The organism is Methylomicrobium lacus LW14, assembly GCF_000527095.1.
Classification (GTDB): domain Bacteria; phylum Pseudomonadota; class Gammaproteobacteria; order Methylococcales; family Methylomonadaceae; genus Methylomicrobium; species Methylomicrobium lacus.
Window position 1 is genome coordinate 160,311 of sequence record NZ_AZUN01000001.1, and the last position, 22,958, is coordinate 183,268.

The window sequence follows — 22,958 nt, forward strand, 5'->3', positions numbered from 1 at the left end:
AGCCGCTTATTTCAGGAAATATTCGAGCAAAGGATTGCGGAACAGGATGATCAGCGCAATGACCAGACAGTAGATCGCCAGCGATTCGATCATCGCGAGGCCGATGAACAGGGTGCGGGTGATCGTTTTTTCGGCTTCGGGCTGGCGCGCCAGGGCTTCCAGCGCGCTGGCGATCGCACGGCCCATCGCAATCGCGGGCAGCATGGTGCCGAGCGCGATGACGATGCCGGCGACGGCGGTCGACAGCGTGCTGAATAAATGCAGGTCGTTCATGATTTTTCCTCGGAAGATGGTGAATTCGTTTCGGATTCGCCGGGCTCCAGCGCGCCGGCAATATAGATCAGGGCCAGCATGCCGAAAATGTAGGCCTGCACGACCGCCTCGATCACATGCAGCATCAACAGCGGCACCGGCACCAGGAAGCCCGCGATCAACAGCACCAGGAGGGCCGCCATCTCCAGGCTCATCATGTTGCCGAACAGACGGATCGCCAGCGCCAGGGTGCGGGTGATTTCGCTGATGATATGGAAGGGCAGCAGGATCACGCTCGGTTCGGTGTAATGCCGCAAGTGGTTTTTGAGGCCGCGTCCGCGAATGCCGTACCAGTGGCTTGCCAGAAACACCAACACTGCCAGCGCCGCGGTTGCGGACAGATCACGGGTCGGCGCATGCAGGCCCGGAATCAGCCCGGTCAGATTCGCGGCCAGCACGAACAGCCACAACGTGCCGACAAAAGGCAACACCTGGCGCACAGCAGTTGGCGGCAACACTTCCGTCAGCGCGCCCTCGATCGCGATCAGAACCGCCTCGATCGCGGTTTGCAGGCGGCCGGGGGCGGCGCGCAAGGTCAGATGCCCGAGGAGCGCCAGCAGCGTAAACACCAGCATGATGCCCCAGGTCGTCACGACCGTGCTGGTGATGCCGAAGGGACCGATTTGCCAGACGATCTCGGCGCCGAGTTCCGAATGATTCATGTGCGGTCCCTCAAAAAGCGGAAGACGTTATAGCCGCCGACCGTGATGCCGAGCACGATCAGGCTGACGGTCCAGCGTACCGAATAGCCGGAAGCCAGGGTATCGAGCCAGCGGCCGAGATAGGCGCCGGCCACGATCGGCACGACGAACAACAAACCCAAGGTCCCGCCGTACAGCAGAATGCCGATCCAGGTTGCGGGCCTGAAGGCCTTGTTTTTCAGGCGCTCGATGTCGCGCCGGGTGTGTTTGGACAATTTGTCTCGATAGGGCATCAGGCTTAACTCCCGCGGCGTTGATTGCTTAACTCGGCCAGCCGTTTGACCAGCGAATGTTCGATTTCGGAGAGCGCGGCGCGCGAGCGGTGCACTTCGGAGTCGGTCTGCTGCATCGCCGCTTCCAGATCGGCGCAAATCGCGTCCGGGTCGATGCCGAGAAAGTAGCGCACCGTCGTGACCGTCAAGCGGTTGTCGGCAAAACGCAAGACGCCACCCGGCATCGCGAGATAACGCCAGACGCCGCTGTCGTCACAGAAGCGCGCGAGTCCGTAACGCAACAGCGCGACCGTATGCGCATGGCCGGCCAGGATGCCGAAACTGCCGCCTTCATCGGCTGCGATGAACTGGCCGACCTTCTCGAAGCGGGTCAGCTCCAGGGTGTCGATCAAAGTCAGAGCAAACGTCTTCATGCCGGCATCGCGCCTTTCATATAACAGTTGGCCTCGCTGAAATGATCGAATTTGCCATCGATGAAGGCCTCGCAATCGCCGATTGTCTGTTCGAGCGGCACGCGCACGCCGGGGATGCCGGTATGGTCGGCAACCGTGTTGAAAGGCTGCGTCAGGTAGCGCTGCAAGCGCCGGGCGCGCTCGACGATCAGGCGGTCTTCCTTGGACAACTCCTCGATGCCGAGCATCGCGATGATGTCTTCGAGTTCGTGATAGCGCGACAAGTGTTCGCGTACCGCGCGGGCGACCTGATAATGGCGGTCGCCGAGAATCCGGTGATCCATCATCCGGCTGCTCGAGCGCAACGGGTCGACCGCGGGATAAATGCCCTTGGCGGCCTGCTGGCGGGACAGGATCACCACGCTATCCAAGTGGCCCAAAATCGTCGCGACGGCCGGGTCTGACATGTCATCGGCCGGCACATACACCGCCTGTACCGAGGTGATCGAACCGGACCGGGTCGAGACGATGCGTTCTTCGAGCGAGGCGACTTCAGTCAACAGGGTCGGCTGATAGCCGACGGTCGCCGGCATGCGCCCGAGAAGCCCCGAAATTTCGCTGCCGGCCTGCACGAAGCGGAAGATATTGTCCATCAGGAATAGCACCTCCGTCTCCAGCGTATCGCGCAGGTATTCGGCATAGGCGAGCGCGGTATAGCCGACATGGAAGCGCACGCCGGGCGACTCGTCCATCTGGCCGAAGACCAGTAAGGCCCGCTCCAGCACACCGGCCTCGCCCATCTCCTTCCAGAGTTCATGGCCCTCGCGCATGCGCTCGCCGACGCCGGCATAGACCGAGACGCCCTGCATCGCGCTGCTGACCGCATGCATGAACTCCATCATCAAGACGGTCTTGCCGACGCCGGCGCCGCCGAACAGGCCGGTTTTGCCGCCGCGCACGAACGGGCACAAGAGGTCGATCACCTTGATGCCGGTTTCCAGGATACGGCTGGCCGGCAGGGTCTCCGAGAGCAAGGGCGGCGAGGACAGGATATTGCGGTAGGTCGCAGAAGGCAGGGCAGGGCCGCCGTCCAAGGCTTCGCCGAACACGTTCAGCATGCGCCCGAGGCAGGAGGGATCGACCGGCACATGCAGCGGCGCGCCGCGGTCGAATACCGGCATGCCCCGGTACAGGCCGGACACCGGATGCAACGCAATCGCGCGGATCAATTCGGGGGTGAGGTGCTGATAGACGACCAGCACATAGCGTCCGCCGCCGTCGACCACATCGAGCGCCTGGCCGATTGGCGGCAAATAATTGCAGTGCACGTCGACCACCGGCCCATGCGCCGCTTCGATCCAGCCGACTGTCTTTTCGTTTGGCGGTAACATAGACTCCCGCAGCGGATTAAATATGGGGATTCTAGCATACTCCGCTTGGATGAAGGGGAGGGCACAGGCAATTGATCAGGCGGCGAGGCGAACGGCGGCTCGATAAGCAGACTATTTTATGGGTTAGATATTGGACAAATCGCGCCCAAATCTGGCATGATGAACGCCCAATTTGCCTTGTATGTCAAGGCTCTGATCAATCACCCTGAAGGAAAAGCAATGAGTAATCTTCCCCCATGCCCGGCATGCGGCTCTGAATTCACCTACGAAGACAACGGTCTCTTCATTTGCCCCGAATGCGCGCATGAATGGTCAGCCGCCGCAACGACCGAAGACAGCGGCGATGTTCGCGTGATCAAGGATGCAAACGGCAACGTATTGCAGGACGGCGACAGCGTGACTGTGATCAAGGACCTCAAAGTCAAAGGTTCGTCGCTGGTCGTGAAGGTCGGCACCAAGGTCAAAAACATCCGTCTGGTTGACGGCGATCATGACATCGACTGCAAAATCGACGGCATTGGCGCGATGAAGCTGAAGTCGGAATTTGTGAAGAAGATCTAAAGCTTGGCTGGCGGATGGCATTTCGCATTCATGCAAGGTATGCAGACAATATCGCTTGCATACCTGTTGCGATGATCACTCGATGTTGGTTTTCGCCGCCTATCGCAGTTTCTAGGGGCTGCGCGGACCCATCCCGCTCAGCCTCCCTATCGGCCGGCTTCAATACTCGGCATCATGAAAAACGTTCTGCACATCGTCCAGCTCGTTCAACATATCCAAAAACTTTTCAAATAAAGCAATATCGTCGCCGCTGATCTTCGTGGCGCCTCTTGGCACGAATTGAATTTCGTCCGCCTCGAAATCAATCTCACCCAACAAATCGGTCAAGGCTTGCTTGGCCTTGGCGTAGTCGGCCTGCGGCGCGAACACGGTGATTTTACCCTCTTCGTTTTCAATATCGGTCACATCCACATCGGCCGTCAGCAAGGCTTCGAGAACGGCGTCCTCGTCAGCGCTCTTGAATGCCAGGATGGCGGCATGGTCGAACATGTGGCTGACCGTGCCGGGGGTGCCGATCTTGCATTTTGTCTTGGTAAAACACAGACGGACATCGCCGAAAGTCCGGTTAGGGTTGTCGGTCAGACAATCGACAATCACCATGCAGCCGCCGGGGCCAAAGCCTTCATAGCGCGCCGGCGCGAAATCTTCGCCGCCGCCGCCTTTCGCTTTGTCGAGGGCTTTTTCAATCACGTGGCCGGGTACTTGATCTTTCTTGGCACGATCAATCAACCCCCGTAAGGTCAGGTTTCCAGACGGGTCGATGCCCCCCGATTTAGCGCATACGTAAATTTCGCGCCCGTATTTGCTGTAGACCTTGGTCTTGGCGTCAGCCGTTTTGGCCATGGACACTTTACGGTTTTGATAGGCTCTACCCATTGGGTCGTTGCTCCATTGAAAACAAAAAGATGGAGATTTTACAGGCAAGTATGCGCAAAGGAAACCTTTTCGCCTTGTGTTCGCCTTGTAATAGAAATTTGCGCTAAGGGCGGAATCCTACCATGGCAGCGATAAAGCCCGGTGCTAATTTAAGCCGCTTAAGCTACAATGCCCCTCTTAATATGGTTCCCGCTAGCCTCGTGAGAACGAGAAAAAGAACCCGCTGAAGTGTTGCTTCGCGGCGTAAAATCAGGCCACTTGATACCGCATGAAATAATGGATCATCCACTGGTGCAAAGGATGGCGACGGCTTGCAGAAATCGCCGCTACGACCCCGAAAATACTGCGTTTCTACGCATTAACAGCATAAACATGGCCGACAATTACGACGATTACAGCCGCGAAGAATTGATTCGCGAGCTCCGCTTGCGCGACAGGCGGCCCCGCTTTGGTTTGGTGTGGGAACGCAAGGAAGTCGAGCACGAAAAAGCGGTGAACGACGATTTCGTCGCCCTGGATTTCGATCCCGCGCTGTCCTGTGGCGAAGCGCCCTACCGTAACCTGATCATCGAAGGCGACAACTTCGATGCCTTGCGCTACCTGCGCATGACCCATGCCGGCAAGATCAAATGCATCTATATCGATCCCCCTTATAATACCGGCAATCGCGACTTCATCTACAACGACCGTTTTGTCGATAAGGATGATGCATACCGGCATTCCAAGTGGCTGGAATTCATGTACAGGCGCCTGCAATTGGCGCGGGAATTACTGGCCGAGGACGGGGTGATTTTTGTATCGATTGACGATAATGAGGTGTTTAATCTTGCGCCGTTGATGAATCAGGTGTTTGGCGAGCGAAATTTTATTGCCACGGTGATTTGGCAGAAAGTGTTTTCACCTAAAAACACTGCAATGCACTTTTCTGACGACCACGAATATGTGCTGGTTTATGCAATCAACCGCGATGTTTGGAGACCAAACGCGATACCCCGATCGGCGGCTCAAGATAAGGCATATAAAAACCCGGATAACGATCCTCGTGGCGTTTGGACATCTGGCGATTGTTCGGCAAGAAATTTTTATAGTGAAGGCACATATTCGATAACTAGCCCTTCGGGGCGTATTATTGCGGGTCCACCTCCAGGCAATTATTGGCGTTTCTCAAAGAAGAGATTTGATGAACTTAATGAAGATGGTCGAATTTGGTGGGGTAAAGATGGAAATGGAGTTCCTCGGCTAAAAAGATTTCTTTCAGAAGTTAAACAAGGTGTGGTCCCTCAAACTCTTTGGAAATATGAAGAAGTTGGGCATACACAGGATGCAAAGAAAGAAGTGCAGGAAGTCATGCAATTTGAAGATGCTGCTTCAGTATTTTCTACACCAAAACCTATTCGTCTGATCGAACGCATTCTCCGCATCGCGACCAAACCCGACGACATCGTGCTGGATTTCTTCGCCGGCAGTGGCACCACCGCCCATGCGGTAATGAAACTGAACGCCGAAGATGGCGGCAATCGCCGTTTTATTCTGGTGTCCAGCACCGAAGCGCAAATCTCCCCCAGCCCCTCGGCAACCGCTCCCGGCGTTGCTCTTGCAGCAGTCGAAGTTGATTCCCCCCCCCTTTGAAAAAGGGGGGACGGGGGGGATTTCCGATAAAAATCTCTGCCGCGATGTTTGCGCCGAACGGGTACGACGGGTGATGCAAAGTTATAGCAATAAAAAAGGTGAAGCCGTTGCCGGATTGGGCGGCAGTTTTGCCTATCTGCGCACCCACCGCTTGCCCGCCGAAACCTTGTTTAGCAGCATTCAACATGAAGCCATCTGGACAGCGTTGCAGTTGATTCATGGCGAAAGCTTGTCGCCATTTGCAGCCGATGCGCTGATTCAGCAAACCGAGTTGGAGAACAGCAAGGTGCTGTACTTGCCGAAAATCAACGAGGCGGTATTGCAGGCATTGAATACGCTGATTGCCGCCGATTTGACACTGATAGTCTACGCTTGGCAACCGGGCTTGTTGCGGCAGCATTTTCAGGATGAACGGTTGAGTTTTTTGCCGATTCCTCAATTTCTGGTGGATCGGTTTGGTGGGAGTCATTTTTAAAGTCCCCCTCAATCCCCTTTTTTCAAAGGGGGAAGTAGGCTTCTCGCTTTGTTATAGGGATGCCGGTACGAGATCGATTACTGATAAATGCTGAAAAATAACAGAGGTCTCTCTCCCTTTGAAAAAGGCGACTGCATGGATGCAGGAGATAGAGCGTCGCCGGGAGCGGTTGCCGAGGGGCTGGGGATTTATCAATAATGGTCATTGATCCATGCTAAATTACGACGCCAAACTAAAACCCAAAGCTCGAACTCTACGCAGCAACATGACCGATGCCGAACAGCGGCTTTGGACGCGGGTGCGGCGCAAGCAGATATTGGACGTGCAGTTTTATCGGCAAAAGCCGCTTGGCGGTTACATCGTGGATTTTTATGCGCCAAAAGCCTCTCTGGTAATCGAATTGGATGGAGGACAACATTTTGAAGCGGAGCAACAAGATTATGATCAGCGGCGAACCGAGTTTTTACAGCAGCAAGGATTGATGGTGCTGCGTTTTACTAATTTGGATGTATTGCAGAATATCGACGGTGTGATGGAGAAGATTTTTGTTGTGGTCCGGGAGCGTTTAGAGTATTTGAAAAATCCCCCTAACCCCCTTTTTCAAAGGGGGGATGGGTCTTCTCCAGACGATGAAACCTAGAAAAATGAACAAAACGTCACCCCTCTTTGCAAAAGAGGGGCCGGGGGAGATTTATGCCAGTTTCAAAGAAGGGATGGATTTTCTCCCTTCGAGTATTTGAAAAATCACCCATTTCCCCTTTTTCAAAGGGGGAATGGGTCTTCTCCAGTCGATGAAACCTAGAAAAATGACCAGCATGTCTACCCCCTCTTTGCAAAAGAAGGGTCGGGGGAGATTTATCAATGAGGATGCCAGATAAATGAGCACAATCGCGCCGAAGCCGTATCAGGACGAAGCGGTCAAAAACGCCTTGGAGATTTTTCGTTATGCGGAAAATCAATTACAGCAGGTTGATGATAGTGACAGCCAACGGGCGATTAGCGCCTATAACGGCTGCGTATTGTTGGAAGCACCGACCGGAGCTGGTAAAACCCTGATGGCAGGCTTGATTGCCGAAAGTTTTGCCCGGACCGATCACCGTGATAATGCCAAGATCGTTTGGTTCTGGTTTACGCCGTTTGCTGGGCTGGTGGAGCAAGCCAAAAGTGCGTTAAAGCGGGATTTTAACGGTCTGAAAATCCGCGATTTGAGCTCTGACCGCAAGGCGTATTCGGCCGAGAGAGGGGATGTGTTTGTCACAACCTGGGCGCGCAATGCGGAAACCCGCAAACTGCGCAGCAGCGGCGATTTATCGCTGGCGCTGGACGAGTTCATCCCGGAACTGCGCGACGCCGGTTTTCGAATCGGTGTGGTGGTCGATGAGGCGCACCATAGTTTTACCAAGGCGACCGATCGGCTGCAAATGCTCCGCAATCCCTGCATAAGGCGATTGAATCAAGCCGTGGCGGCTGGCCAGCAGGGTCATTTCGGCCATCGTCTTTACTTCGAGCTTGTCCTTGATCGCGGTGCTGTGATTGCACACCGTCTTGTAACTCAGGCACAGCTTTTCGGCGATTTCACGCGGCGCCAGGCCGTTCGCGAGCAAACAGAAAATGTCGAATTCGCGCGGCGACAATTGCTTGATCACGTTGGCTTCGTCCTGCGCGTATAGCATCGACATCGCGACTCTTTGCGCCAGTTCCGGGGCGATGAAGGTCCCGCCTTCCGCGAGCGTAAAGACCGCGGTGACCAGAGTGTCCGGAACGTTGGATTTGATGATGTAGCCCTTCGCCCCGGCCTTCAGCGCGCGCGTGGCGTAGATCGGCTCGTCATGGATGCTGAATACCAGGATCTTGCAGCGCGGATCGCGCAGGATCAGCCGGCGGATCGTTTCGAAACCGCCGATGCCGGGCATCGAAATATCCAGCACCACCACGTCCGGCCGCTCCCGGTCATACAGCTGACAGGCGCTTTCGCCGCGGTCGGCTTCATGGACCGTGCCGATGCTCTCGCACAGGGAGAGATAGGCTTTATAACCGGCCCTGACGACCGCATGATCATCGACCAATAACACGTTGATTCTTTTGGACATGCTCGCCCTCCCAATGAAGCGCGCATGATGTCGGTTATCGGCGGCAAAATCCATAGGAAAAATTCCTAAATTGTGCGCTTTGGCATTGCCCGAGCTTGCTTTTGGCTGTTTTACGCATTGTCCACGAAAAACACGAAAGGCAGGAAAAATGTTAAAGCGTGCGGCAAGAAATTATCCCAAAACAAAATGGGAAATTTTTTATCGAAGCCGGCGCCAGGTCTTTTTAGTGTCCGTCTAAGCCGCCGAAACCTCTTCATAATAACTCCATGCCCCGGCAGCGCTTGCGAGTATCGCCAGCGGCCACAGGTAGGCATCGACGTAGGCGGCGGACATCGCGATCAGGCCCAGAAAGATGCCGAGCAGCATGAATCGGAGGCTGTTTTTCAGGCCGTCGGTGTAAGCGCCGATGGCCAGCACCAGCAGGATCAACAGGCCGGTTTCCTCATGATACAGCCTGCCGGCATTATGGTAGGCATAGATCACCACGGTCGCGAACACGCAGCCGGCCCAGTGCAGCAAGCGGTTTTGCAGACTTTTGCGATCGCTTGGGGTTTGCAGGTAGATCGGCGCAATCGAGGCAAGGCCCAGAATAAGCAACATGAACAGCCAGTAATAGTGGCAGTTTTTCTGGGCGTTGTGGGTGATGTAAGCGCCCAGTAGCGACAACGCCAGCAATCCGGCAAATAAACGATGCGGGGTCAGTGGGATGTTTTTGATCATGTCTCATCTCGAAGGGGTTGATTAAAAGATAACTTTGCTCACGGCTTTTTCCGCAAAAACCCTAAAGCACTTTTGACCCGGCTCAGGCTAAACGGCCAGTACACGGCAGCCGTCATCAGCAACGCCAGCCAGGCCGGTTGCCAGCGCACGTCGGCGGCAACCTTTTTCGTCAGCGCGAGTTCGGGACGCTGAACCGCCGCAGCCAGGGTCTCGGCATCGCTCAAGCGCGCGTACTTCAGTCCCGCCTCGAGCGCCAGTTCTTCCAGGTAGCTCTCGTGCAGCGCGCTCAGGTGCTCGCTGCCGCCGGCTTTGGCGCTGCCGAACGGGGCATTGCGCGCGTTGTAGCCTTCGATCTGCGACGGGTCCAGATTCGATTCGCCGAACGAGGAGCGCTGCGGCACATCGTCCGCCGAATAATAGCCGGCAGGTTCGCCGCGGTTGTCGAACTTCGGAATCGGCATGGCCGTCAAGCCGCCGACGCCGACGATGATGCCCTTGACCTTGTCCTTCAGCGCGGAAAAATCGCTCCGGTAGCGCGGATTCGGCGGCGGCGCTTCATGGCCGTCGGTCATGAAAACGACGGCGCCGTCCCGGTTTTGCAGCATTTCCAGCGTGCTCTTAAGGCCCTGGGCGATATTGCTGTCGGCCGCCCAGGCCATGCGCCAATCGATTTGACTGATCGCGGCGTCGATCTCCGCATAGGAACCGCACACCTCCAGCGGTTCGAACAGCAAGGTCGAGCGGCGCTCGGTGAACAGGCCCAGGCCGACTTTGGATTGGCAGGGCAGCCTGACCAGCAATTCGCGCAAGGTCCGTTTGACGAATTCCAGCCGGCTGACGGCGCGGTCGCCTTCGGCGTAGTCCGCCACATTCATGCTGCGAGTGATATCGACGATGAAGGTCAGGTTGTAAACTGGCTGTTTTTGCTGTTCGACAGGCCGTATGAACAATACGGCCATCGCTGAAACCGCCAGCAGCAGGCACACGGTTCGGTAGTCTTGCAACGAAAAGCGCATCATTTCACCGGGCCTAAGGCAAACCGCGCGGAAATCCCGGCACGGTCGTCCATAATTGGGTCTTTTGCTGCACGGGTTCCTCTTCGTCCTCGGGCGAAATCCGGTCCATTTCCGGCAACAGGCGCATCGCGGCTTCGAGATTGTATTTGGCGTCCCATTGGTTGCTGTCCAATGCCAGCGACTGCCGGTACGCCTGTTTGGCCAGGCCGGCCAGCGGCATGGCCGCATTGATGTTCATCGCTTCGGCCTGGGCTATCGCCTGTTCGAGATACAGATTGCCGAGGTTGTAGCGGTTTCTGGCCTGCCGCGCGGTGTCGCCCTGGTCGATGACCAGGCTCAAGGTCGCCAGCGCCTCGTCATAGCGATGCTTGTTCTTCAGATAATAGGCTCTTGCCAGCCGCAGCTCGAAGGGGCCGCCGATCACCCGATCGAGCTCGACATCGCGGCCCGAGACGAGCTTGGCGATCAACGCATTGCCGGCATGAATCCGGTACCAATCGGCTGCGCCGTACAGCGTGGCAGAGAGGCCTGACGCCAATGTCAGCCAGAGCAGGGGATGCAATAAGGGTCTCGTGTTCATGGTTATGCTTCCGGTTTTACTTCGGCGCCTTTGGCGGCCAGCAGCAACAGCAGCAGGATAGCGGACGCCAGATAGCAGGTGCCGGTAAGGTCCCGCCGGGGGATCCGTTCGAAATAATGGATCGGCAGATTTTCGAGCCGGCTGATGTCGGCGATGGCCTGCTTCATCGCGTCGGGGCTCTCCGCCTGATAGGCCTGATAAGGGATGTTCAGGCTGGTGAAGAACTGGTGCAGATAGCGTTCCGGCATCGCCTGCGCGTTGTCGTCGCGCGGATCGGCCGGCGGGTCGTAAATGCCCGGGCTGTTGGCCGTGCGCAAAAACAGCCAGTATAGACGCACCTGTTTTTCCTTGAACCACTGCCTGAGCTTCTGCTCGCTGTCATGATCGATCGCCGCCGCGCCGTCGGAGACCAGGACGATCAGCCGCGATCCTGTGACGACAGGTTGCTGAAAAAAAGACAGCGCCATGCCTAAGCCCTTGCTGACATGGGTATAGGCCAGCGCCGGCGTCGAGGTCGCCGCTATCGCGGATTTGACCGCCGCCTTGTTTTCGGTCATCGGCATCACATACAACGGCGCGGTGCTGTATTCGGCAACGCCGATCAGATCGTGTTCGCGCTGGTTCACGAAATCGGTCAGCAAACGCCGTGCGGCGGCGGCTTTGGATTCTTCGCCGTTATTGCCGTTCGGCGCGCGCCCGGCGAAGCTGTTGTCCATGCTGTTGCTGCGGTCCAGGAGCAGGACGATTTCGGCGCCGTGGCCGATGCGTTCGACGCTTTGTCCTTGCAGGTGGAGCCCCGCCATGCCCGATATCAGCCCGGCCATCGCCAGCATCGCGAAAACACGCAGCAGCCAGGACAACAGGTCCGACAGCGGGTCCGACGGCAGCAGCAGCAAGCCCGGATGCGCATGGTCGCGCATGCCCTTATTGATCAGCGGCAGCAGGGCCAGCGGCAAAGCGGTCAGCAGCCACGGCGATTCCACGCCCAGACTCATCGGCTGCCCCGTTCGATTTGCCGGCATGCCTTGCACAGCGCGATCAGTTTTTCGCGGTCCAACGCTGTCGCCGAGACATTGCGGCTGAAAAAATAATGGTTGGAATAGTTGAAAAACCAGTTCAGTTGACTATCCACGCGGCGATGCTCGGGATGGGCCTGGTAAAATCCGGCCAGCTGATGTTGATACAGCGGCTTCCGGTTCAGCCGGTTCAGGGCATCATGCACGGTGTGCAGGGCCGACGCCATGTCTTTTTCCGGGAGGCGGGCCAGACGTTTCAGCGCCTGTTTGAACAGGGTGCGGCGCCGCAAGGCCGGGAAGTAGCCGTACAAAAAGCCGAGCGTGGCGGCGGCGAGCAAGGAAGCGCCCGAGCCCGCGACGATCAGGGTCAAAGTCTGCCGCGTGTCCAGTTGCGGCGGCGGACTGTCGGGGCGCAGTGTGGCCCCGCTTTCGGCGCCCTTGACCGCCAGGTCGCGCAGCGGCGACATCGTAAAGCGCCAGGGCGGGACTGGCTTGCTGAAGGCGCTGTCGCCGCTGCCGAAGTGCAGGTCGAAACCGGGCAGGGTCAGGGTCCTGACCGACAGCGGCGCATAAAACACCTGGTAGCGCAAGTCGATTTCGTAGCGCTGGCCACTCTGCCGGATGTGCATGGCATTCAGATTCAGCCAGCGATTGACCGGACCTTTGGCGGGCAGGCTGGCGGTGTTCAGGATCACGCCCGGCCGGGTTTCGAGGATGATCCGCTCCGGAATCTCGTCGCCGATCACATAGCCGAACGGTCTCGGCGTTTCGACTTCGAAGTCGATGACCGCATCGTCGTTCGCGCCGGAGCAGCCCAGCAGTAATAGGTGCGTCAGGATCAATAGGCGTTTCATGCCGTTCTCTGGTGTAAATGGCGATTGATCGCGGGGATGTCGCACTGTTCGATAAACAAGGGTTCGCTGCCGAAGGCGCGAAAGGTCCCGAGCAGGTCCTGCCGCCGTTGCGCGTAGGCGTACACGATGCGTTCCCTGAGCGCCGGGCGCATGACCAGGGTGCGGGACACTCCGCTTTCGAGGTCGCGAACGGGCAATAAACCCCAGGCGGGCAGCCGGCGGTATTCGCTCGCGTCCCACAGCACCAGGGGGACGACATCATGCATTTGCAGGGAGGCCAGCAGGCCTTGCAGGTGGGCGAGCGGAAAATGGCCGTCGGTCAATAGGAACAGCAGGGCTCTTTCGGCCGGCAGATAGGCGGGGGCGTTGCCGAGCCCGATCGCGGTGCCGGAAAAACGCGCGCTTTCGAGTTGGCCGGCGACACGGGATACCGGTTCATAATGCATGCCCGCCGGCAACAGCCAACGCGGTTCGGCCCGTTCGCCCGCGCCGATGAAGCCGAAACGGTCGCCGTAGCCGAACGCCGAGCGCGCGAGCGTGCGCAGCAGGGTGCCCAGAATTTTCTGTTTGCCGGCATGGCCCATCGATGCCGATAAATCGGCGAGCAGATAGACGTCGATACGGCTCGGTTGCTGGTAGGCGCGCACCCGATAATGCTCGAAAGGATCGAGCACGCTGGCCCGAAGATCGATGCGCCTGGGGTCGCTGCTGGCGGCCATCGGCTGATGCTGTTTGAACAGCAGGCCGGCGCCGGTCATGCGCCCCAGATGCGCGCCGGGGTACACCGCGCTGGACAGCCAGGGTAAACGGTATTGAAGGAGGTCGGCTTCAAGCATTTTTCTGTTCAAGTGCAGGGTGGATAAGCGTAGCGCATCCACCAAACGTGACCCCAAAAGGTGGATGCGCTACGCTTATCCACGTGAAGTTTTTTCATCGTAATGCATGGAGCTTTGGGTAGGAGAATGTTAAGGCGCCGCGACTTGCTGCAGGATCGCTGCGGCCAGTTGCGGCACCAACTGTTCTTTCCGGTAGCCGTACACCGGATTGATGAACAGCCGGTGCTGGGTACAGACCGCAAACACCGCCTGGATGTCCTCCGGCAACACATAGTCGCGGCCTTCCAGCCAGGCGCGGATTTTCGCGGCCCGGATCAGATAGCTCATGCCGCGCGGACTCGCGCCGCTCAGCAATAATTGATTCATGTCCACGTCGGCCAATTGAATGCTGTACTGGCCGGGATTTTGCGTGGCCTTCCACAGGTCCAGCGCGTACTGGCGCAGCTTCGGACTGGTTTGAATTTTGTTTTGCACCGTTTCCGCAAGATCATTCAGACGCTCATAGGCCATGCCGCCGGACTCGACGCCGGCGATCAGCCGGTCGGTGTCGTGAAAGCGCGGGTCGAACATCAGCTGATCGAGCAGTGCATCGTCATCGGGCCGGTCGATGCGGATTTCCATCATGAAGCGGTCTTTGGCGGCCGCGGGCAGTTCGAAGGTCTCTTCTTTTTCGACGCGGTTGCGGTCGGCAAATACCTGAAAGTGCGGCATCGCATAATCGCGGTTGAACGCATTGACGCTGCGTTCGGCCATCGCCCTGAGCAACAGAGAATGCACCTGCGGGCGGGCGCGATTGATCTCGTTGAAGAAAAACGTGCTGAGCCTTTCGCCTTGCTTGAGTAGGGGGCCGGGATCGACGCGCGGACGGCCGTTTTCGTCGAGATAGGTGTAATAAATCAGATCGGCAGGCATCAGGTCGATGGTGCCCTCGATGCGTTCAAAATTGCCGCCCAGGCCTTGCGCAACCGCGCGCAGCAGGGTCGTCTTGCCGACGCCGACCTGGCCTTCCAGCAACACATGGCCGCGCGCGAAGACCGCGATTACGATCTGCCTGACGGCTGTTTGCAGGCCGAGCACGCATTGGTTGATCTGTTGTTCAAACCGCAACGCGTTGGCGCGCCATTGGATTAATTCCGCATCTGTCATCATGTTTTTTCAAAAAAACTCCGGCAAGCACATGCCGGAGTTATGAGTGGGATTAGTCAAAAACGAGCTGGAATCGGCCTTGCGGTCCGCGGCTGGTCACCGTGAACACACAAGACTCGCCGCCGATTCCGGGTAAAGCAGGCATCGATATCAATGGGGCAGGGCGCCGCAGCATGGTGGACGACGTCCTTAGGGGGAAATATCGATGCCGGTAAAAATCGCCAGTTAAATTTTCACTTCTTTCGATCCCACGCAGCGCGTGGGATCGAGAACAAGACTCAGATTTCGTCCACGTCGTAAACAAACTTGCCGGTCTTGTTGAAATGTTCCCAGCGCTTCTGGTTACGCGCTTCCATTTCGGCGATCGACTGCGACTGTTTGTTCAGTTCGTTGACATCGTGTTTCGGGTCGTATTTGCTGCCTTCGACCTTGTCGGGATAGCCAGGCTTCGGCTCCCAGCACACGCCGGGCTCCTTGCAGTTGGTGCCGTCATAAGCCGCGGCGGTAAAGCTCATTGCCGCCAGCATTGCAGAGGTGCTCAGTAACAAAAATTTCTTCATCGTCTACTCCTCGTTATTTATTCAACCACTTGGCTTTTTTCGGATCGCCTTGATAAATGTCGCGAATCCAGGACATGATCAACAGCATCTCGTCGGTGTTCAAATTGACGTATTGCGGTCCCATCATGCCGTTGGCGCCGCCGAACAGGAGTTCGAACAAGCCCTTGTCGGTTGCGTTGGCAGGATAAGTCCAGTAGTCGTCGCCAAGGCCCGGTCCCAGTTTGCCTTCGGCTTCGTGGCCGTGGCAACCCGAGCAGGCGGTCATGTACAGGTCATGGCCCTTCTTGACCGCTTCCGCGTCGCCGTTGTAAGGATTTTTTCCGGTTTCCTTGAATTGCTTGAAGGCTTCGGTATTGCCGCCTTTTTTGGCGACGCTCATATCCAGCGTTTCGCCGGTAATCGCGTTATGGAAGGTGATTTCCGCGATCGCCGCCGTGCTCAGCAGGGCAAGGCTCAGCGACGCCGCGGTAAAGATGTGTGTCGTTTTCATAGTGGTCCTATTTGTTTTTGTTTAACCGGCAGCTTCCGGTTCGTCCAGCAATGGCATGCCTTCCTTTTCCAGCAGATCCTCGATGTCGTCCTCGACTTCCTCCAGCGCCTTGTTCAATTCCGCGAGCAAGGCCGGCTTGTCCTTGCGCACGCCGATCGAGGTGCTGTAATGATGGCCGACCTTCTGGCCGTCCGCGCGCCGGTTGTCGTCGGGAATCACGGTCATGGTCAGCGGCGTGGACGAGGCTTTCACATAACGCGCGGCCGCCGGCCCCCACAACACCGCGATCTCGGCGTTGCCGGATGCGACTTCCGAGACCAGCTTGGCGTGGTCGTATTTCACGTACTGATTGCGCTTGGATTTATAGCCGACCAGTTCCTGCGAATAATTGAACAGGTCGTTGTAGCGGCCTATCGCGCGCAGCATCACTTCCGCCGGCGTTCCCGGCACGAAGGCGATCTTCTTGGCCTTGCGCAGCGCATCGCTGTTCCAGTTTTCGATCTCCATTTCATCCTGTTCCCGCGTGATGAACACATAGCCGGAACGATAATAGGATTTGGTCGTCAAGACTCTGGGATCGCCCGCGTCGACGCCCAGCGCGACGTCGCACAAGCCCTTGTCGAGGTAGTCCCGCACGTAGTAGCGCGGATCGGTCCAGTACACCATCTCGACTTTGCGCTCCAATGCCTTGCCGAGCAGGGCGGCCAGCTTGTTTTCAAAGCCTTCGCCGGCCTTATTCGAATAAGGCATTTCGTTTTCCGCCGCGCAAACCTTCAACGGTTCCGGGGTGGTTGCCGACGCTTCGAAGGCGGCTAAAAGCGCTGCCAGCGCCAATCCTGTCTGGAAAAATGTTTTGCTATGCATTGCTGTGATTCTCATGATTTTTGTAAAAACCTTCCCGGCGCGAGGACGGAATCAGTCATGTGGGAGACTCGCTGCAATACTCATCCCGATCGCCGCCGAAAAGGTCTTTGCTCCTTTGCGCCTGTTATTCGCCCAATGCGAATACCATCACGCCGCCGCCTTGCTGGGTATAGTGCGCGAGTTCCTTGAAGGCGCCGACCGCGCCCAGACCGGCAGTTGGATCCTGCAGGTCGAACACCAGGCCGACGCCCGGCCAGCCGCCGACGCCGTAGTAAATCGCGACATACTGCTTGCCGTCATGTCCGTAGGTGATCGGGTGGCCGATGACGCCGGACGGCAGTTTGAATTTCCACAATTCCTTGCCGTTGCGCGAATCCAGCGCCTTGATGTAGCCGTCCAGCGTGCCATAGAACACCAGGTCGCCCGCGGTCGCCGTCGTGCCGCCCCAGACCGCGAATTTTTCCTGCACTTCCCATTCGAATTTGCCGGTTACCGAGTTCATCGCCTTGACCTGGCCCAGGGTGCCTTTCGGACCCGGATACATGTTCAAGGTCGCGCCGACGAAGAACTGGCCTGCGCGGTAAGGCAGCATGAACGGTTCCCAGTCCATGCAGATATGGTTGGTGCCCATGAAGAACAGGTTCTTTTCCGGATCGTAGGATTCGATGCCCTGGTTGTGGTAGCCCATCGCCGACGGGCAGATGCCCTTGGCTTGATGATCCATGTGGGTTGAGTATTCCGGGTCGCGGACCGGCAGGCCGGTTTTCAGGTCGACATGTTTGACCCAGTTGACGGTGTCGTCGATCTTGAAGGCGTTGACCAGGTCGCCGTTTTCACGGTTCAGGGTATAGACCAGGCCGTTACGATCCGGGTGGGTCAGCAATTTGGTCATTTTGCCGTCGACCATCTGCTCTGACAGGCCCATGTAGTTGACGCCCGCGTAATCCCATTCGTCATGCGGCGTCTTCTGATAGCCGAACTTGGCCTCGCCGGTGTCGATGTCGCGGCCCCAGATCGTCATCGTCCATTTGTTGTCGCCAGGACGCATGGTTTCGTTCCACGGCGCGGGGTTGCCCGATCCGTAGTAGAGCATGTCAAGGTCAGGGTCGAACGCATACCAGCCCCAGTTGGTGCCGCCGCCGATCTTCCAGGCGTCGCCTTCCCAGGTTTTCAGGCCCAGGCCGAACTGGCCGTAGTGTGGATTGGCGCTGTTGAAATCCTTCGCCAGCTTGATGTCTTCGTCAGGCCCTGTCGCATAGACGCGCCAGGCCTGTTTGCCGTCCTTGATGTTATAGGCGGTGGCGTAGCCCCGGACGCCCAATTCGGCGCCGGAAGTGCCGACGATCACCTTATCTTTGGCGACGAACGGCGCGACGGTCAACGTCGAACCCATTGCGATGTCGGAGTTTTCCATCTTCCAGAGCATCTCGCCGGTTTTCGCGTGCAGCGCGACGACATTGCCGTCCAGCTGGTTCAGGAAGATAGTCGCCGGATAGTCCGGGCCCGCCGGCGCATAGGCCACGCCCCTATTCACCACGTCGCAGCAGGCGACCGCGCGCGCGGCAGGATTTTGCTTCGGCTTGTATTGCCACAATATCTTGTCGGGATTGTTCAAATCGATCGCATAGACATTGTTCGGATAGGGCGTATGCACATACATGATGCCGTCGACGACCAGCGGTCCGCCTTCATGGCCGTTCAATACGCCGGTCGAAAACGACCACACCGGTTTCAAATGATGGACGTTGCGCGTATTGATCTGGGTCATCTTGCTGAAATGGGTCGAGCCGTAATCCTTTGTCTGCATGACCCAGTTGCTGTCTTCTTTCGACAGCCTGTCCAGTTCTTTATTGGCCTCTGCCGGCAGCGCGGCCGCCAGAAACGCGCCGCCGCAAAGGACTGACGCGACGGTGCGGGTGAGTTTGGAAATCCGCATAGTTCCCCTCCAAGGGTTATATTTATGTACCTGAATTTGAGAAGCCTGGACCGGGCGCATCGGTAAAATTAGACACACAGCTTTCTTGATCAAAACGGTTGCACCAAGGCGCGGGTCCGAGCTGGCAACATGGTATCCGAGCGGTCTGGGTATAGGTTACGGAATAAACCTGCAATTCGATTAGGCAAAAATCCTCAAAAAACCGAGAAAAATTCCTGAAATTGCTTTTTTAACGCGGGTCGGGAAGAATTCCCGAGGCGTCTGCCCTGAATTCGGGCAACATAGAAGGATCGAATGAGGGAGTATGTGATGGACAAAATCAATGTCTTGCTGGTCGACGATCATGCGGTCGTGCGCACCGGCTATAAAACCTTTCTGGCCTTATCCGAGCGGATAGGCGCGATTCATGAAGCGGATCGCGGCGAAATGGCCTGCCAGCTCTACAGCCGGCATCAACCGGACATCGTGGTGATGGATTTGTCGATGCCGGGCATGAGCGGGCTCGAAACGATACGGCGCCTGATCAGCCGAGATCCGCGCTGCAAGATCCTGGTATTCAGCATTCACGACGAGCTGGTCTATGTCTCGCGCGCGCTCAAGGCCGGCGCCAAGGGCTACATTACCAAAAACAGTACGCCCGACATCCTGATCGCGGCCGTCGGCGCGATCGCGCAGGGCGGCATTTACATCGATCCCGAACTGGCGCAGCAACTGGCCATGTCGATGGCGGCCGGACAGGATGAATCGGCAAAGCTCAAACGGCTGTCGCCGCGCGAATTCGATGTTTTCTGTTTACTGGCGAACGGCTATACCGCGAAAGAGGCCGCCGAGAAACTGTGTCTGAGTTACAAAACGGTGTGCAACCACGGCACCGCGATCAAGGAAAAGATGGAGGTGAAAACCGCGGCGGAACTGGCCATGCTGGCGGGACGGCATGGCTTGATCAATGTACTTGATTGAGGCTTGTTTCGGCAAAGACGGTTCCCGCCGGCTAATGACAACCCGGCGGGAATCAGCCGACGCTTTATTTTTCGACTTTGGCCTTTAAGCCGTCCAGGCCGTTCTTCAAAAATGCGATGACCGCTTTGACGGCGGCCGCGTCGCTCAGGTTTTCCGGCGGCGTGTTGCCGGTATCGCCGCGGTAAAAGCGGCTCTTCAGGGTCACCACCGTGGTGCCTTCGGCCTCGCCCGGCTTGACCTGGATTTCCATCGAGTAGGAACTGGTCGGAAACGCCTCGACGTTTTCTTTCTTGAGCCGGTAGCTGTATTCATGGTCCTTGTCGCTGTAGAAATCCAGCTCCTCGACCAACTGGCCGCCGTTGTGCAGGGTCAGGGTGCGGATTCCGCCAGACTCGTGCTTGCCGTCGCCGGAGCTTTCCTTCACATCCGGATGCCAGTCGGCGATGGCATCGAATTGCTTGACCGCGTCCCAGACCTTATCGACGGGTGCGTTGATGGTAATGCTTTCCAGCCCCTTCTGCGGGGTGGGGCCGTGCGCTATCGCGGCAAATGAAAACAGCAAAATACTCGGCAGAATGATAAAAAAGCGCTTCATGATAATGTCCGTGGTTAAATGGATCATTATCAAAAGCTTTGTTGAAAAAATTGAGGGGATTTTTCCTGATTTGAAAGGGGATTATTCCTGTTTTTACCGGCCAGGCGAAGCGAGTTGATCGGGATGATTTACTGTGCTGCTTGCCTTTCAGGGCGGCGGGTAAAATCAAGGCTTTTCAATCAATTCATTCTTCAACACGTCAAACGCGTTGAATGCAATATTCAGGCTGAGTTTTAAGTTAATGATACTGGCGAGGGTGGTACTGGTGAAAATACAGATCATGATGGCGATTTGGTATTTCACCGCTAGCCAAGGTTCGCTTCCGCCCAGAATTTGCCCCGTCATCATACCGGGCAGCGATACCAGGCCCATGGTCGCCATGCCGGCGATGGTCGGATTGATCGCGGCTTTGACGGCATCGCGAAAGTAAGGTTGCACGGCTTCCCAGCGTGTCGCCCCCAGCATCAGAAAGGTCGTGTATTCGTTCTCGTTCTTGCGTAGAGCCGAATAGAAGCGTTCCAGCGCGATGACGTTGCCTTGTAGACAGTTGCCGAGGATCATTCCCGCCAAAGGCACGATATAACGGGCATCGTAAAAGTGTGTCGGCTGGATGACCAGGACCACCAGAAAAGCGGTGGAGAACAGGATGCTGGAGGCAATAGCCGAAAAGGTGGCGAGCGCAAAATCACGCACTTTAAGTCCTGCACGGCGCAGAATACTGACATCGGCGACTAACAGCATCATGAGTATCCATAAGCCATTGAGCCAAGGATCGTTAAGATCGAATAGGATTTTCAGATAGAATCCAACCAGCGCTAACTGGATGCTCATGCGCAGAATGCCGATGCCGATATCCCGGCTCAAGCGCAGGCCCATCAGCCAGAGCAGTAACCCCGGTAGCAAACAGAGGCCATAGAGAAGCGCCATCTGCGGCAGCGCAATATCAAGTGTTTTCATGTCGCTTTTCCTGAGTCAATCGACCCGCTTCCAGTCCAAAAACAATATCACAGCGCTCCAGCCACTCCGGGTCGTGAGCGACAGACAGCACAGTCAGATGAGGATCGGAGAAAACATCGAACACCGCTTGTTTGCTTTCCGCGTCCAGTGCGCTGGTCACCTCGTCCAGCAGATACAATTCTTTTCCCAATAGCAGGCCTCGAGCCAGCGCAATCCGCTGTTTTTCGCCCCCGGAAATACGGCTGCTTTTCTGGCCTAAAATGTCCACAGGCAGTTGCAGTCGTTGCAATACCTCAATGAGCTGCCTATCCGTAGGTCGATGCTCGCGATGAGATTTAAATTGAAAAGGTAATAGCAGTGCATCGCGTACGGTTTCAGCCCCCAAAATCGGTTCTTGTCCGATGTAGGCGGTACAGCTTCGAATCGTCTGAACAGAGGCAGGGGTTAGCGGATTTTCCTGAAAGTAAACCCTGCCTCGTGTTAGAGGAAGGAGACCCAACACGGTTTTCAGTACACTGCTTTTACCGGAACCGGATTTGCCGTAAAACACCGCTTTTTCCCCAGGGAAGAGGGCAAAGCTGATGTCTGATAGAATCGTTTTTTCATGGACGGTGACCGATACCTGATCGACTCGAATGATAGGGGACATTAAGTGATTATTCTAAATTGAATTCGTCATGACTGCATTCCCGCGCCGTGCGCGGGAACCAGAGAAGATTAGGTAAGGCTTGGCCCCGTCTTTCTATTCAAGGCGAGGCGACATCTCGGCTTAGATATGATGGGTATGCAGCCCCAATGCCCTTAGCTGCTCTATTTCTTCGGGTGTCGCGGATACGATCCGATGAAAAGCCCAAGACATGGGGTCGATAGCGTCGCCGTTCTCGGTCACTAAAACCGGGCGTCCATGACTGCTGGCCGAATGTTCGGTGGTGATTTCGATGTCGCAGTCTGTCGGCTCCTCGTTGGGTAATGCAAATTGCGTTTTCATAGCTTCTCCTCGTTAAGAATCTCGTAGACGAAAATTTGCGGTGCAAAAAGTTAGAGCGCCGCGCGAGGTTAAAGTGCCTTGCTAGCCGTCTAGGAAGCATCCAGCTTGTAGCCGTATCCGCGCACCGTCTTCAAGAGTTTTAGCTCAAAATCATCATCGACTTTTCGCCGCAACTGGCGAATATAGACATCCACCACATTGGTCAAAGGATCGGCGCTGTAGCCCCAGACTTGTTCAAGGATTCGGGTGCGGCTCAGCACCTTGCCCTGCATGCGCATTAGGCATTCCAGCAAGGCAAATTCCTTCGGCGTCAGCTCGATAGGGGTGTCGCCCCGCCTGACTTCGTGCGTTTCCCCATTCAATACCAGGTCGGCTATGCGCAATTCCTTGACTTCGGTTTTGGGTTCGCCGCCGCGGCGACGCATCAGCGCTTCGATTCGGGCCAGAAGTTCCTCGAATGCGAAAGGCTTGGTCATGTAGTCATCGGCGCCGGAGCGCAGGCCGGCCACCTTATCCTGCACCGTATCCCGGGCCGTCAACATCAGAATCGGGGTGTCGACGCCATTGTTGCGTAAATGCTCGCAAATTTCCCTGCCATTCATGATGGGCAAGCCCAAATCCAGAATGATGGCCTGGAATTGTCCCTCGATTCCCATCGCTATTGCTTCCGGTCCATTCCGTGCCACCTCTACGGCATAACCTTCGGCTTTCAGCCCGCGCTGAATAAAATCGACGATGCGCTCATCGTCTTCCACTAGCAGAACTCGCATGGTGCCGATA

Annotated in this window: 27 protein-coding genes and 2 pseudogenes; 6 read left to right on the forward strand and 23 right to left on the reverse strand. The window is 56.7% G+C overall.

What is annotated here, in order from left to right:
• Nucleotides 1-6: 6 nt before the first annotated feature.
• The 5 genes from atpE to atpD are packed head-to-tail and all read right to left on the reverse strand — an operon-like array spanning nt 7 to nt 3,029.
• Complete coding sequence (gene atpE / locus METLA_RS0100735; protein WP_024296723.1) at nt 7-273, reverse strand: ATP synthase F0 subunit C; 267 nt, start codon at nt 271-273, stop codon at nt 7-9.
• Nucleotides 270-974 carry a F0F1 ATP synthase subunit A gene (locus METLA_RS0100740; protein WP_024296724.1) on the reverse strand — a complete coding sequence of 235 codons (705 nt, stop codon included), beginning with the start codon at nt 972-974 and terminating at the stop codon, nt 270-272. The genes atpE and METLA_RS0100740 overlap by 4 nt, the downstream gene beginning before the upstream one ends.
• Nucleotides 971-1,246 (reverse strand): AtpZ/AtpI family protein, encoded by a 276-nt coding sequence (locus METLA_RS0100745; protein ID WP_024296725.1) that lies wholly within the window; start codon nt 1,244-1,246, stop codon nt 971-973. The genes METLA_RS0100740 and METLA_RS0100745 overlap by 4 nt, the downstream gene beginning before the upstream one ends.
• A 5-nt stretch (nt 1,247-1,251) precedes the next feature.
• Nucleotides 1,252-1,659 carry a F0F1 ATP synthase subunit delta/epsilon gene (locus METLA_RS0100750; RefSeq protein ID WP_024296726.1) on the reverse strand — a complete coding sequence of 136 codons (408 nt, stop codon included), beginning with the start codon at nt 1,657-1,659 and terminating at the stop codon, nt 1,252-1,254.
• The gene (gene atpD, locus METLA_RS0100755; protein ID WP_029646284.1) at nt 1,656-3,029 is read right to left on the reverse strand and encodes a F0F1 ATP synthase subunit beta; all 1,374 of its coding nucleotides are present in this window, start codon (nt 3,027-3,029) and stop codon (nt 1,656-1,658) included. The genes METLA_RS0100750 and atpD overlap by 4 nt, the downstream gene beginning before the upstream one ends.
• A gap of 219 nt (nt 3,030-3,248) precedes the next feature.
• Between atpD and METLA_RS0100760 the strand changes: the two genes are divergently transcribed.
• Nucleotides 3,249-3,590, forward strand: coding sequence for a zinc ribbon domain-containing protein YjdM (locus METLA_RS0100760; protein ID WP_024296728.1), 342 nt, complete (start codon nt 3,249-3,251; stop codon nt 3,588-3,590).
• 159 nt (nt 3,591-3,749) lie between these two features.
• On the opposite strand, the gene METLA_RS0100765 is transcribed toward METLA_RS0100760, so the two are convergent.
• On the reverse strand, nt 3,750-4,433 hold the full coding sequence (locus tag METLA_RS0100765) for a YebC/PmpR family DNA-binding transcriptional regulator (RefSeq protein ID WP_245598708.1): 684 nt from the start codon (nt 4,431-4,433) through the stop codon (nt 3,750-3,752).
• 309 nt (nt 4,434-4,742) lie between these two features.
• Between METLA_RS0100765 and METLA_RS0100770 the strand changes: the two genes are divergently transcribed.
• The 4 genes and pseudogenes from METLA_RS0100770 to METLA_RS21660 form a co-directional block, all read left to right on the forward strand.
• Nucleotides 4,743-6,095, forward strand: coding sequence for a site-specific DNA-methyltransferase (locus tag METLA_RS0100770; RefSeq protein WP_198408432.1), 1,353 nt, complete (start codon nt 4,743-4,745; stop codon nt 6,093-6,095).
• A 73-nt stretch (nt 6,096-6,168) separates the two neighbouring features.
• Complete coding sequence (locus tag METLA_RS23035) at nt 6,169-6,570, forward strand: hypothetical protein (protein WP_029646286.1); 402 nt, start codon at nt 6,169-6,171, stop codon at nt 6,568-6,570.
• Nucleotides 6,571-6,781: 211 nt separating this feature from the next.
• A complete protein-coding gene (locus METLA_RS0100780; RefSeq protein WP_024296730.1) occupies nt 6,782-7,210 on the forward strand; it encodes an endonuclease domain-containing protein in 429 nt (142 codons plus the stop codon).
• Between the two features lie 238 nt (nt 7,211-7,448).
• Nucleotides 7,449-7,925, forward strand: a pseudogene (locus METLA_RS21660) (DEAD/DEAH box helicase family protein); the annotation flags it as partial.
• A gap of 90 nt (nt 7,926-8,015) precedes the next feature.
• On the opposite strand, the pseudogene METLA_RS0100785 reads toward METLA_RS21660, so the two are convergent.
• From METLA_RS0100785 to METLA_RS0100840, 12 genes and pseudogenes are all read right to left on the reverse strand, one after another.
• A pseudogene (locus METLA_RS0100785) lies at nt 8,016-8,660 on the reverse strand (response regulator); the annotation flags it as partial.
• Between the two features lie 234 nt (nt 8,661-8,894).
• Complete coding sequence (locus tag METLA_RS0100790) at nt 8,895-9,380, reverse strand: hypothetical protein (protein ID WP_024296732.1); 486 nt, start codon at nt 9,378-9,380, stop codon at nt 8,895-8,897.
• A gap of 38 nt (nt 9,381-9,418) precedes the next feature.
• Nucleotides 9,419-10,399, reverse strand: a complete 981-nt coding sequence (locus tag METLA_RS0100795) for a vWA domain-containing protein (RefSeq protein WP_024296733.1) — start codon at nt 10,397-10,399, stop codon at nt 9,419-9,421.
• Between the two features lie 10 nt (nt 10,400-10,409).
• Complete coding sequence (locus tag METLA_RS0100800) at nt 10,410-10,976, reverse strand: hypothetical protein (RefSeq protein WP_024296734.1); 567 nt, start codon at nt 10,974-10,976, stop codon at nt 10,410-10,412.
• Between the two features lie 2 nt (nt 10,977-10,978).
• Nucleotides 10,979-11,971 carry a vWA domain-containing protein gene (locus METLA_RS0100805; RefSeq protein WP_024296735.1) on the reverse strand — a complete coding sequence of 331 codons (993 nt, stop codon included), beginning with the start codon at nt 11,969-11,971 and terminating at the stop codon, nt 10,979-10,981.
• The gene (locus METLA_RS0100810; RefSeq protein WP_024296736.1) at nt 11,968-12,846 is read right to left on the reverse strand and encodes a hypothetical protein; all 879 of its coding nucleotides are present in this window, start codon (nt 12,844-12,846) and stop codon (nt 11,968-11,970) included. Before METLA_RS0100810 ends, METLA_RS0100805 begins: the two co-directional genes overlap by 4 nt.
• On the reverse strand, nt 12,843-13,682 hold the full coding sequence (locus METLA_RS0100815) for a DUF58 domain-containing protein (RefSeq protein ID WP_024296737.1): 840 nt from the start codon (nt 13,680-13,682) through the stop codon (nt 12,843-12,845). The genes METLA_RS0100810 and METLA_RS0100815 overlap by 4 nt, the downstream gene beginning before the upstream one ends.
• Nucleotides 13,683-13,811: 129 nt before the next feature.
• Complete coding sequence (locus tag METLA_RS0100820) at nt 13,812-14,831, reverse strand: AAA family ATPase (RefSeq protein WP_024296738.1); 1,020 nt, start codon at nt 14,829-14,831, stop codon at nt 13,812-13,814.
• Between the two features lie 275 nt (nt 14,832-15,106).
• Nucleotides 15,107-15,388, reverse strand: coding sequence for a methanol dehydrogenase [cytochrome c] subunit (locus METLA_RS0100825; RefSeq protein WP_024296739.1), 282 nt, complete (start codon nt 15,386-15,388; stop codon nt 15,107-15,109).
• 13 nt (nt 15,389-15,401) lie between these two features.
• On the reverse strand, nt 15,402-15,878 hold the full coding sequence (gene moxG / locus METLA_RS0100830) for a cytochrome c(L), periplasmic (RefSeq protein ID WP_024296740.1): 477 nt from the start codon (nt 15,876-15,878) through the stop codon (nt 15,402-15,404).
• 21 nt (nt 15,879-15,899) lie between these two features.
• Nucleotides 15,900-16,742 carry a methanol oxidation system protein MoxJ gene (moxJ, locus tag METLA_RS0100835; RefSeq protein WP_024296741.1) on the reverse strand — a complete coding sequence of 281 codons (843 nt, stop codon included), beginning with the start codon at nt 16,740-16,742 and terminating at the stop codon, nt 15,900-15,902.
• A gap of 124 nt (nt 16,743-16,866) precedes the next feature.
• Nucleotides 16,867-18,678, reverse strand: a complete 1,812-nt coding sequence (locus METLA_RS0100840) for a methanol/ethanol family PQQ-dependent dehydrogenase (protein ID WP_024296742.1) — start codon at nt 18,676-18,678, stop codon at nt 16,867-16,869.
• 306 nt (nt 18,679-18,984) lie between these two features.
• On the opposite strand from METLA_RS0100840, the gene METLA_RS0100845 reads away from it, so the two are divergent.
• Nucleotides 18,985-19,638, forward strand: a complete 654-nt coding sequence (locus METLA_RS0100845) for a response regulator (RefSeq protein ID WP_024296743.1) — start codon at nt 18,985-18,987, stop codon at nt 19,636-19,638.
• Nucleotides 19,639-19,702: 64 nt separating this feature from the next.
• Here METLA_RS0100845 and METLA_RS0100850 read toward each other — a convergent pair whose 3' ends face one another.
• The 5 genes from METLA_RS0100850 to METLA_RS0100870 form a co-directional block, all read right to left on the reverse strand.
• Nucleotides 19,703-20,233 (reverse strand): SRPBCC family protein, encoded by a 531-nt coding sequence (locus METLA_RS0100850; RefSeq protein ID WP_024296744.1) that lies wholly within the window; start codon nt 20,231-20,233, stop codon nt 19,703-19,705.
• Between the two features lie 165 nt (nt 20,234-20,398).
• Complete coding sequence (locus tag METLA_RS0100855; protein WP_024296745.1) at nt 20,399-21,190, reverse strand: ABC transporter permease; 792 nt, start codon at nt 21,188-21,190, stop codon at nt 20,399-20,401.
• On the reverse strand, nt 21,177-21,839 hold the full coding sequence (locus METLA_RS0100860) for an ABC transporter ATP-binding protein (RefSeq protein ID WP_024296746.1): 663 nt from the start codon (nt 21,837-21,839) through the stop codon (nt 21,177-21,179). The genes METLA_RS0100855 and METLA_RS0100860 overlap by 14 nt, the downstream gene beginning before the upstream one ends.
• A gap of 120 nt (nt 21,840-21,959) precedes the next feature.
• Nucleotides 21,960-22,178: a hypothetical protein gene (locus METLA_RS0100865; protein ID WP_024296747.1), complete on the reverse strand. Its 219-nt coding sequence runs from the start codon at nt 22,176-22,178 to the stop codon at nt 21,960-21,962.
• A gap of 89 nt (nt 22,179-22,267) precedes the next feature.
• Nucleotides 22,268-22,948, reverse strand: a complete 681-nt coding sequence (locus METLA_RS0100870) for a response regulator transcription factor (protein WP_024296748.1) — start codon at nt 22,946-22,948, stop codon at nt 22,268-22,270.
• Nucleotides 22,949-22,958 lie beyond the last annotated feature (10 nt).